The following is a 9,236-nucleotide window of genomic DNA, read 5'->3' as shown; positions in this document are numbered from 1 at the left end:
TCAGGTCGTCGTTCTCGTACTGCACCGAGCAGGTCTTGATCGAGGTCTCGGCGCAGAACGCCTTGAAGCCCTCCGGCAGCCGCTCCGACCACAGCACCGTCAGGTTGGGCTCCGGCGCCGGGCCGAGGGTGTTCAGCGTGTTGAGCACGCGGAAGGAGTTCCTGGTCACCAGGGTGCGGCCGTCCAGCGCCATGCCGCCGACGCACTCGGTGACCCAGGTCGGGTCGCCGGAGAACAGCTGGTCGTACTCGGGCGTGCGCAGGAAGCGCACCAGGCGCAGCTTGATGACGAACTGGTCGATCAGCGCCTGCGCCTCGACCTCGGCCAGCGTGCCTTCCCGCAGGTCACGCTCGATGTAGGCGTCGAGGAAGCTGGAGACGCGGCCCAGCGACATCGCCGCACCGTTGGCCTCCTTCACCGCGGCGAGGTAGGCGAGGTAGGTCCACTGCACGGCCTCCTGCGCGGTGGCGGCCGGGCGGGTCACGTCGAAGCCGTAGGATTTCGCCATCTGCACCAGCTCGCCGAGCGCCTTGATCTGCTCGTTGATCTCCTCGCGCAGGCGCAGCGTCTCCTCGGTGAGCTGGTCGAGTTCGAGGGACTTGAGCTGGGCCTTCTTGTCCTGGATGAGGAAATCGGCGCCGTACAGCGCCAAGCGGCGGTAGTCGCCGATGATGCGGCCGCGGCCATAGGCGTCGGGCAGGCCGGTGATGACGCCGGACTTGCGGCAGCGCAGGGCTTCTTCGGTGTAGGCGTCGAAGACGCCGTCGTTGTGGGTCTTGCGGAGCGCCGGGAAGACCTCCTCCAGCTTCGGGCTGGGGGTGAAGCCGTAGGCCTCCAGGCCGTTCTTGACCATGCGCCAGCCGCCGAAGGGCATGATGGCGCGCTTCAAGGGCTTGTCGGTCTGCAGGCCGACGATGAGTTCGAGGTCCTTGTCGATGTAGCCTGGGGCGTGGGCGACGATGGAGGCGAAGGTCTCGGTGTCCACGTCGAGCACGCCGCCCTTGGCGGCGCGCTCCTGCTTGAGCAGGGCGGCGACGGTGTCCCACAGCGCCTTGGTCTTGCCGGTGGCCCCGGCCAGGAAGGCGCTGTCGCCTTCATACGGCGTGACGTTGCGCACGATGAAGTCGCGGACGTTCACCTCGCTGCGCCACACGCCCTTCGCGAAACCGCGCCAGGGGTCGAGGGCGGTCTTGGCCGGAGCGGCAAGCTCTTCCCGAAACAGCGTGTCCATTGCATTTCACCTTCGAGAAAGCGCCGGCGCCCCGTCGGCGGGGGCGGCGCGGTCGGAACATCGGATCAGTCGGCGGCGTCGGCCATGGCGGCGCGGGCGTCGATGGCGGCGTGCCCGGAGCGGGCGCCGGGGCCGGGCTGGCTCGGCCGCTCGACCCAGGCGATGCGCAGCACGTTGGTCGAGCCCGGCATGCCGAACGGCACGCCGGCGGTGATCACCAGCCGCTGCCCGTCGTCGGCGAGGCCGTGCGCGTAGGCGATGCGCGCCGCCTTGTGCACCATGTCGGCGAAGCTCTGCACGTCCTCGGTCAGCACCGCGTGGACGCCGTAGGCCAGCATCAGCCGGCGCGCCGCGGCGCTGCTTTCGGTGAGGCAGAGGATCGGCACCTCGGGGCGCTCGCGCGCCGCGCGCAGCGTGGTCGAGCCCGAGGTGGTGTAGGTGACGATGGCCGCCGCCTTGATGGTGTGCGCCACCTGCCGCGCTGCCGCGGTGATGGCGTCGGCCGAGGTCTGCTCGGGGTCGGCGTGCTGGGCGTCCATCATGGCGCGGTAGAGCGTGTCCTGCTCGACCCGGCGCGCGATGCGGTCCATGATCGACACCGCTTCGAGCGGATAGGCGCCGGACGCCGTCTCGGCCGACAGCATCACCGCATCCGCACCGTCGAACACGGCGGTCGCCACGTCCGACGCCTCGGCACGGGTCGGGGCGGGGGCGGAGATCATCGATTCCAGCATCTGCGTGGCGACGATCACCGGCTTGCCGGCCAAGCGCGCCTCGCGCACGATGCGCTTCTGGATGGAGGGCACGTCCTCCGGCGGCATCTCGACGCCGAGGTCGCCGCGCGCCACCATCACGCCGTCCGACAGCTCGACGATGCGTTCCAGGTGCTGGATGGCCTGCGGCTTCTCCAGCTTGGAGAGCAGCGCGGCGCGGCCGGCGATCAGCTTGCGCGCCTCGGCGACGTCCTCCGGGCGCTGCACGAAGCTGAGCGCCACCCAATCGACGCCCTGCTCCAGCGCGAAGGCGAGGTCGGTGCGGTCCTTGGCGGTCAGCGGCGACAGCGGCAGCACGACGCCCGGCACGTTGACGCCCTTGCGGTCGGACAGGCGCGTGCCGGCCATCACCACGGTGTCGGCGAAGTCGGGACCGCAGTCGGTGACGCGCAGCCGCACCTTGCCGTCGTCGAGCAGCAGCTCGGCGTCCGGCTCCAGCGCGGCGAAGATCTCCGGATGCGGCATGCCGACGCGCGTGGCGTTACCGGGCTCCTTGGAGAGGTCGAGGCGGAAGGACTGGCCGGGGATGAGGTCCACCGGGCCGCCGGCGAAGGTGCCGAGGCGCAGCTTGGGGCCCTGCAGGTCGGCCATGATGGCGATGGGGCGGCCGGTGTCGCGCTCGACCGCGCGGATCGCCTGGACGCGCTCGCCGTGGTCGGCGTGGCTGCCATGGCTGAAGTTCAGGCGGAAGACGTCCACGCCGGTCTCCACCAGCTGCCGGATCATCTCCGGCGTCGAGGAGGAGGGGCCGAGGGTGGCGACGATCTTCGTCTGCCGGGTCCGGCGGATCGGGGTCTGGCTGCTCATGTCGAAGCGGGCTCCGCAAGGAGGAATGGGGCGGCGCGGCACGCGTCGTTCGCCCCTGCGCCAACGGCGCTGAATTCGTGTCGTCGTTATACTAGTATATTACTTGAGGGGCAACCGCCGACGACGGGGGATGCCAAAGTGTCGCAGCGCGGCAGGGCGACAGGTACCTTGGTGCACAGAGCCCCTCTCCCCTCGCGGGAGAGGGGTTGGGGAGAGGGGGCATAGCGGCCGGGAGGCCGGAAACAGAGCCTTACATTCCGCCTGACGGCGGCAATCCCCCCTCTCCCCAAACCCCACTCCCTCCAGGGGAGAGGGGCATCTGCGGCTCCGGAAAGGGAAAGGGCACCGCTGGGCGGTGTGCCCGGCGGTGCCCTCCTGTCTCTCCCCCTCGACGCGTCCGACGCCTACATCACCGCGCCCATCTGCCACGGCGTGAACTCGTCGGAGCCGAAGCCCAATTCCTCGCTCTTGCTCTTGCGGCCCGACGCGGTCTCGACGATCAGGTCGAAGATGCGGCGGCCGACCTCCTCGATGGTCTCGTCGCCGGTGGCGATGGTGCCGCAGTCGATGTCCATGTCGTCGGGCATGCGGCGGAACAGCGGCGTGTTGGTCGCCAGCTTAAGGCTGGGCGTCGGCTTGCAGCCGAACACCGAGCCGCGACCGGTGGTGAAGCACAGCACGTTGGCGCCGCCCGCCACCTGCCCGGTGGCCGAGACCGGGTCGTAGCCCGGGGTGTCCATGAACACCAACCCCTTGGCGGTGATCGGCTCGCCGTAGCGCAGCACCTCGACGAGGTTGGTGGTGCCGGCCTTGGCGACCGCGCCCAGCGACTTCTCCAGGATGGTGGTGAGGCCGCCCTTCTTGTTGCCGGGCGAGGGGTTGTTGTTCATCTCGCCGCCGGTGCGGGTGGTGTAGTCCTCCCACCAGACGATGCGGTCGACCAACTTCTGCCCGACGTTCGAGGCGACGGCGCGGCGGGTCAGCAGGTGCTCGGCGCCGTAGACCTCCGGGGTCTCGGAGAGCACGGCGGTGCCGCCCTGGCGCACCAGCAGGTCCACCGCGTAGCCCAGCGCCGGGTTGGCGGTGATGCCCGAGTAGCCGTCCGAGCCGCCGCACTGCAGCGCCAGCGTCAGGTGGCTGACCGGCACCGGCTGGCGGGCCACGTCGTTGACCGCCGGCAGCAGCTCCTTGATCCAGCGGACACCCTCGCGCACCGCCGCCGGGGTGCCGCCGACCTCCTGGATCGACAGCGTGCGCAGGCGGTCGCCCACGGCCAGCTTCTCCGCCTCGACGAGGTGGTCGACCTGGTTGACCTCGCAGCCCAGGCCGAGCACCAGCACGGCGGCGAAGTTGGGGTGGCGGGCGTAGCCGGCGATGGTGCGGCGCAGCGCGTCGATGGCGTCGCCCTTGGCGCCCATGCCGCAGCCGTAGCCGTGCGTCAGCGCCACCACGCCGTCCACGTTGGGGAAGGCGGCCAGCGCGTCGCCGCGGAACTGGTCGGCGATCATCCGCGCCGCGGTGGCGGAGCAGTTCACGCTGGTCAGCACGCCGATGTAGTTGCGCGTCGCCACCCGGCCGTCCGGGCGGACGATGCCCTGGAAGGTGGCGCGCTCCGCCTCCGGCAGCAGGTCCGTCGGCCTGGCGTCGGCGCCGAAGGCGTGGTCGCGCTCGAAGCTGTCGCCCATGCCCAGGTTGTGCACGTGCACGTGCTCCCCCGCGGCGATGGGCTGGGTGGCGAAGCCGATGACCTGGTTGTACTTGCGCACCGCCTCGCCGACTGCGATCGCCTGCACCGCCACCTTGTGGCCGGCCGGCACCGGGGTGCGGCAAGACACGTCGGTTCCAGGGGCGGTGCCGGGCAGCGTCACGCCGGGCAGCAGGTCGACGCCGGCGACGACGACGTTGTCCGCGGGGTGCAGGCGGATGATCAGCGAGGCCATGGTGCGGCGTCCTCTCAGAGCTTGTAGGCGTTCTTGGCGAGGCGGTAGGCGAGATCCACCGCCAGCTCGGCCGCCTCGTCCTCGTCCAGGCGGTGCTCGGCGACGAGGCGCGCCAGGAAGGCGACGTCGATGCGCCGGGCCACGTCGTGGCGGGCCGGGATCGAGCAGAAGGCGCGGGTGTCGTCGTTGAAGCCGACGGTGTTGTAGAAGCCGGCCGTCTCGGTGACCATCTCGCGGAAGCGGCGCATGCCCTCGGGGCTGTCGTGGAACCACCAGGACGGGCCGAGGCGCAGCGCCGGGTAGTGGCCGGCCAGCGGCGCCAGCTCGCGGCTGTAGCTGGTCTCGTCCAGCGTGAACAGGATGATGGTCAGCTTCGCCTCGTTGCCGAACCGGTCGAGCAGCGGCTTCAGCGCCCGCACGTACTCGGTCTGGCTCGGGATGTCGGCGCCCTTGTCGCGGCCGAAGCGGTCGAACACCACGGGATTGTGGTTGCGGAAGCTGCCCGGATGGATCTGCATGACCAGCCCGTCCTCCAGGCTCATCTTCGCCATCTCGGTCAGCATCTGGCCGCGGAACAGCTCGGCCTCGGCGGCGGTGATGGTGCCGCGCAGCGCCTTGTCGAACAGGGCCTCCGCCTCGGCGCGCGACAGGTCGGCGGTCAGCGCGGTCGGGTGGCCGTGGTCGGTCGAGGTGGCGCCGCCGACCTCCTTGAAGGTGCGGCGGCGGTTCGCCAGGGCGGCGAGGTAGCCGGTCCAGCCCAGCGTGTTCTCGCCGGTGATCGCGCCCAGCTGCTCGACGTTGGCCTGGAAGCCCTCGAACTCCGGATCGACGACCGGGTCGGGGCGGAAGGCGGTGACGACACGGCCCTTCCAGCCGCTCGCGCGGATCGCCTTGTGGTGCTCCAGCGGGTCGAGCGGGGACTCGGTGGTCGCCAGCACCTCGATGTTGAAACGCTCGAACAGGGCGCGCGGGCGGTACTCCGGCGTGCGCAGGCAGGCCTCGATCTGGTCGTAGATGCGGTCGGCGCTCTCGGCGCTCAGCCGCTCGGTGACGCCGAAGACGGTCTCGAACGCGTGGTCGAGCCACATGCGCGTCGGCGTGCCGCGGAACAGGTGCCAGTTGGCGGCGAGCAGGCGCCAGATCTTGCGGGAATCGGTCTCCACCGGGCCGCCGTCCTTGCGCGGCACGCCCAGGCTCTCCATGGAAATGCCCTGGCTGTACAGCATGCGGAAGGCGTAGTGGTCCGGCTTCACGAACAGCGCGGCCGGATCCGGGAACGCCTCGTCCTTGGCGAACCAGGACGGGTCGGTGTGGCCGTGCGGGCTGACGATCGGCAGCGCGCTCACTTCGCTGTACAGGCGGCGCGCGATGGCGCGCTGCGTGGGATCGCTGGGAAACAGGCGGTCGGGGTGGAGCATGGTGATCTCCGATGTGGGAAGGGTGAGGCGATGCCGTCGTGTGAAGTATACTAATATATCAGTATGGCGGTTGCAAGCCCTGCGGCGCTGGGGATTCGGGTTAGACGGCGCGGCTTTCGTAGGTGTGGAAGTCGGCCGGACGCGGCGTGTAGCCGTTGGAGAACAGCGGCGAGGCGACCAGCATGTCGGCGGTGGCCTCGTTGCAGGCCATCGGGATGTTGTAGAGCGTGGCGAGGCGGGTCAGCGCCTTGACGTCCACGTCGTGCGGCTGCGCCGTCATCGGATCGACGAAGAACACCAGCATGTCGATGCGCCCTTCGGCGATCATCGCGCCGATCTGCTGGTCGCCACCCAGCGGGCCGCTCTTCAGCGGGGTGATGTCGAGGTCCGGGTGGGCGTTGCGGACCAGCGTGCCGGTAGTGCCGGTCGCCCAGTATGCATGGCCGGCGAGGAAGCGGAGGTGCGCGCCGATCCACGCGATCAGGTCGGCCTTGCGGGCGTCGTGCGCGACCAGGGCGATGCGTTTGCGGGTCATGGCGGGCGTCCTCTCAGTGCGGCAGAGTTATACTAATATATCAGTGGCGGCGCAAGGGGCTTGTTTCCTTCCTCCGGGGTGTTTGACGGCCGCGCGTCCGCGCGCATATTATGCTTAACGGTTGAATCGTGCCCCGCCGTGGGGCGCGCCTGCCGTGTGGTGATCGGGAGCAGGTCTTGACGAAAGCGGCACACCCCCCGTCGTCCGGTGCCGACGCGGGTCGGCGGCGGCGGACCCGGCGCGGTCCGGCGATTCCGGTCGCGCGGCCGGTCCAGCGCGGCGGGACGGTGTCGGCGAACATCTACCGCGACCTGCGCGACGAGATCCTGTCGCTGCGCCGCAAGCCGGGCGAGCCCATCGCCGAGAAGCAGATCGCCGAAGCCTACGGCGTCAGCCGCACCCCGGTGCGCGAGGCGGTGCTGAAGCTGACCGACGAGGGCCTGATCGAGGTGTTCCCGCAGTCCGGCACCTTCGTCGCCCGCATCCCCCTCGGCGCGCTGCCCGAGGCCATCGCCATCCGCCGCGTGCTGGAGGAGGCCACCGTCCGCTACGCCGCCGAACGCGCGACGCGCAGCCAGGTCGCCCGCCTGCAAACCTGCATCGAGGTGCAGCGCGAGTGCGAGGCCGCCGGCGATTTCGAGGGCTTCCACCAGGCCGACGAGGAGTTCCACCGCCTGCTCGCCGAGACCGCCGGCTACCCCGGCTTCTGGACGCTGATCCAGCAGGTCAAGGTGCAGGTCGACCGCTACCGCCGCCTGACCCTGCCGGTGCAGGGCCGCATGGGCGTGGTGATCGAGGAGCACGAGGCCGTCGTCGAGGCCGTCGCGGCGCACGACGCGGATCGGGCCGTCAAGGCGCTGGACACGCACCTCGACGACCTGCAGATCACCATCGCGGAAGCGCAGAAGGCGAACCCGCGCTACTTCTCGGCGGTCGAGGGCGCGGCGCCATAGCCGCCGGCGCCAGCGCCAGCAGCAGGCAGACCGCCGCCCCGGCGCCCATGCCGGCGACGTGCGCCCAACCGTCCAGCGTGTGGTCGGCCACCAGGAACAGCAGCGCTCCGGCGGCCAGCAGCGTGGCGTAGAGCCACGGCGGCACGCGTTTCATGGGACCTGGTCCTCAGGCGACGCCGAAGCCGTAGACGATGCGGCCGGTATACCACTGCCCCGGCCGCAGGACCGTGGAGGGGAAGGCCGGCAGGTTGACGGCGTTCGGGAAGTGCGAGGGCTCCAGGCAGAAGGCGCTGTGCTTGGTGTACAGCGTGCCGCCCTTGCCGGCGTCGCGCGGCGCCTTGCCCTCGAGGAAATTGCCGGTGTAGAGCTGCAGCCCCGGCTCGGTCGAGCGGACCTCCAGCACCCGGCCGCTGCCGGGGTGCACCACGCGGGCGTGCAGGCCTGGCACGCCGGCCGGCTTGTCCACCACGTAATGCAGGTCGTAGCCCCTGCCGAGCGCCAGCATCGGGTGGTCGGCGCCGATGCGCGCGCCGAACGCGGCGGGGTTGCGGAAGTCGAAGGGCGTGCCGTCCACGTCCACCGTCTCGCCGGTCGGCACCGCGGTGGTGTCGAGCGCCAGATAGCGGCTCCCCTGCACCGTCGCGACGTGGTCGAGGATGGAGGAGCCGAGGTCGCCCGACAGGTTGAAGAAGGTGTGGTCGGTGAAGTTGGCGACCGTCGCCTTGTCGGCCGCCACCGCCGTCCAGGCGATGGTCAGCGCGTTGGCGTCGTCCAGCGTGTAGACCAGACGGACCGGCAGCGTGCCGGGGAAGCCCTCCTCGCCGTCCTGGAAGACGTAGGTCAGCTCCAGGCTGGACTCGTCCAGCTGGCGGGCGTCGAAGACGCGGAAGCGCGAGCCGCGGGTGCCGCCGTGCAGCGTGTTGGGCGCGCTGTTCACCGTGGTGCGGTGCTCGACGCCGTCCAGCGTGAAGCGGCCGCCAGCGATGCGCCCGCAGTACCGGCCGATGAACGAGCCCATGGACGGCTGGCCGTTCACCACTTGGTCGATGCCGTCGTAGCCCTGCACCACGTCGCCGAGGACGCCGTTGCGGTCGGGCACCAGGATCTGTTCGATCTTCGCGCCGTAGTTGGTGATCCGCACCACCACGCCGTTGCGGTTGCGCAGGGTGAACAGGTCCACCGGCTTGCCGTCGATGGTGGTTTGGAACGCCTCGCGGCGCAGGTCGGCGGGTCTGGTCATGATCGGAAACCTCAGCAGAGCGACAGCGCCAGCACGTTCAGGCCAAGCAGCATCGCCACACGCAGGAGAAGCGCCGTTTCGAGGGGATCGGAGGTCATCGCGGACTCCAGAGATCGGCGGCTACGCAAAGATACTAGTATATTAGCGGCGGACGCAAAGGGTTTGCCAGGGACGGGGACAGTATGCCGCAGGCCGCCGTGCTCCGTCCCCGGCGCTCCGCTCAGCGCGCCAGCCAGCCGCCATCGACCGGCAGGATGGTGCCATGGATGTAGTCGGCCGCGTCGGAGGCCAGGAACACCGCCGGGCCGCCGATGTCCGACGGCACGCTCCAGCGCCCGG

The 9,236-nt window shown here is 70.4% G+C and carries 8 protein-coding genes; 1 reads left to right on the top strand and 7 read right to left on the bottom strand.

What is annotated here, in order from left to right; genetic code table 11:
- The 5 genes from ACRWK7_RS21260 to ACRWK7_RS21240 all read right to left on the bottom strand — a co-directional run.
- Positions 1-1,231 (bottom strand): pyruvate formate lyase family protein (locus ACRWK7_RS21260; RefSeq protein ID WP_431858285.1); only part of this gene is annotated, 1,231 nt, incomplete at its 3' end.
- A gap of 65 nt (positions 1,232-1,296) precedes the next feature.
- Positions 1,297-2,811, bottom strand: coding sequence for a pyruvate kinase (gene pyk, locus ACRWK7_RS21255; RefSeq protein ID WP_431858284.1), 1,515 nt, complete (start codon positions 2,809-2,811; stop codon positions 1,297-1,299).
- A gap of 404 nt (positions 2,812-3,215) precedes the next feature.
- Positions 3,216-4,751: a UxaA family hydrolase gene (locus tag ACRWK7_RS21250; protein ID WP_431858283.1), complete on the bottom strand. Its 1,536-nt coding sequence runs from the start codon at positions 4,749-4,751 to the stop codon at positions 3,216-3,218.
- Between the two features lie 14 nt (positions 4,752-4,765).
- On the bottom strand, positions 4,766-6,169 hold the full coding sequence (gene uxaC / locus ACRWK7_RS21245; RefSeq protein WP_431858282.1) for a glucuronate isomerase: 1,404 nt from the start codon (positions 6,167-6,169) through the stop codon (positions 4,766-4,768).
- A gap of 100 nt (positions 6,170-6,269) precedes the next feature.
- Complete coding sequence (locus ACRWK7_RS21240; RefSeq protein ID WP_431858281.1) at positions 6,270-6,704, bottom strand: methylglyoxal synthase; 435 nt, start codon at positions 6,702-6,704, stop codon at positions 6,270-6,272.
- Positions 6,705-6,880: 176 nt separating this feature from the next.
- Between ACRWK7_RS21240 and ACRWK7_RS21235 the strand changes: the two genes are divergently transcribed.
- Positions 6,881-7,657, top strand: coding sequence for a GntR family transcriptional regulator (locus ACRWK7_RS21235; RefSeq protein ID WP_431858280.1), 777 nt, complete (start codon positions 6,881-6,883; stop codon positions 7,655-7,657).
- A gap of 166 nt (positions 7,658-7,823) precedes the next feature.
- On the opposite strand, the gene ACRWK7_RS21230 is transcribed toward ACRWK7_RS21235, so the two are convergent.
- The gene (locus tag ACRWK7_RS21230; RefSeq protein ID WP_431858279.1) at positions 7,824-8,897 is read right to left on the bottom strand and encodes an aldose epimerase family protein; all 1,074 of its coding nucleotides are present in this window, start codon (positions 8,895-8,897) and stop codon (positions 7,824-7,826) included.
- 220 nt (positions 8,898-9,117) lie between these two features.
- A complete protein-coding gene (locus tag ACRWK7_RS21225) occupies positions 9,118-9,222 on the bottom strand; it encodes an SDR family oxidoreductase (RefSeq protein ID WP_431858286.1) in 105 nt (34 codons plus the stop codon).
- Between the last annotated feature and the right edge of the window lie 14 nt (positions 9,223-9,236).

It is taken from the genome of Azospirillum sp. (assembly GCF_050789165.1).
This window is presented reverse-complemented; position numbering and strand designations above follow the sequence as displayed.

Coding starts and splice junctions, on each gene's coding strand:
- pyk (WP_431858284.1), bottom strand. CDS start 2,811: ATGAGCAGCCAGACCCCGATCCGCCGGACCCGGCAGACGAAGATCGTC.
- ACRWK7_RS21250 (WP_431858283.1), bottom strand. CDS start 4,751: ATGGCCTCGCTGATCATCCGCCTGCACCCCGCGGACAACGTCGTCGTC.
- uxaC (WP_431858282.1), bottom strand. CDS start 6,169: ATGCTCCACCCCGACCGCCTGTTTCCCAGCGATCCCACGCAGCGCGCC.
- ACRWK7_RS21240 (WP_431858281.1), bottom strand. CDS start 6,704: ATGACCCGCAAACGCATCGCCCTGGTCGCGCACGACGCCCGCAAGGCC.
- ACRWK7_RS21230 (WP_431858279.1), bottom strand. CDS start 8,897: ATGACCAGACCCGCCGACCTGCGCCGCGAGGCGTTCCAAACCACCATC.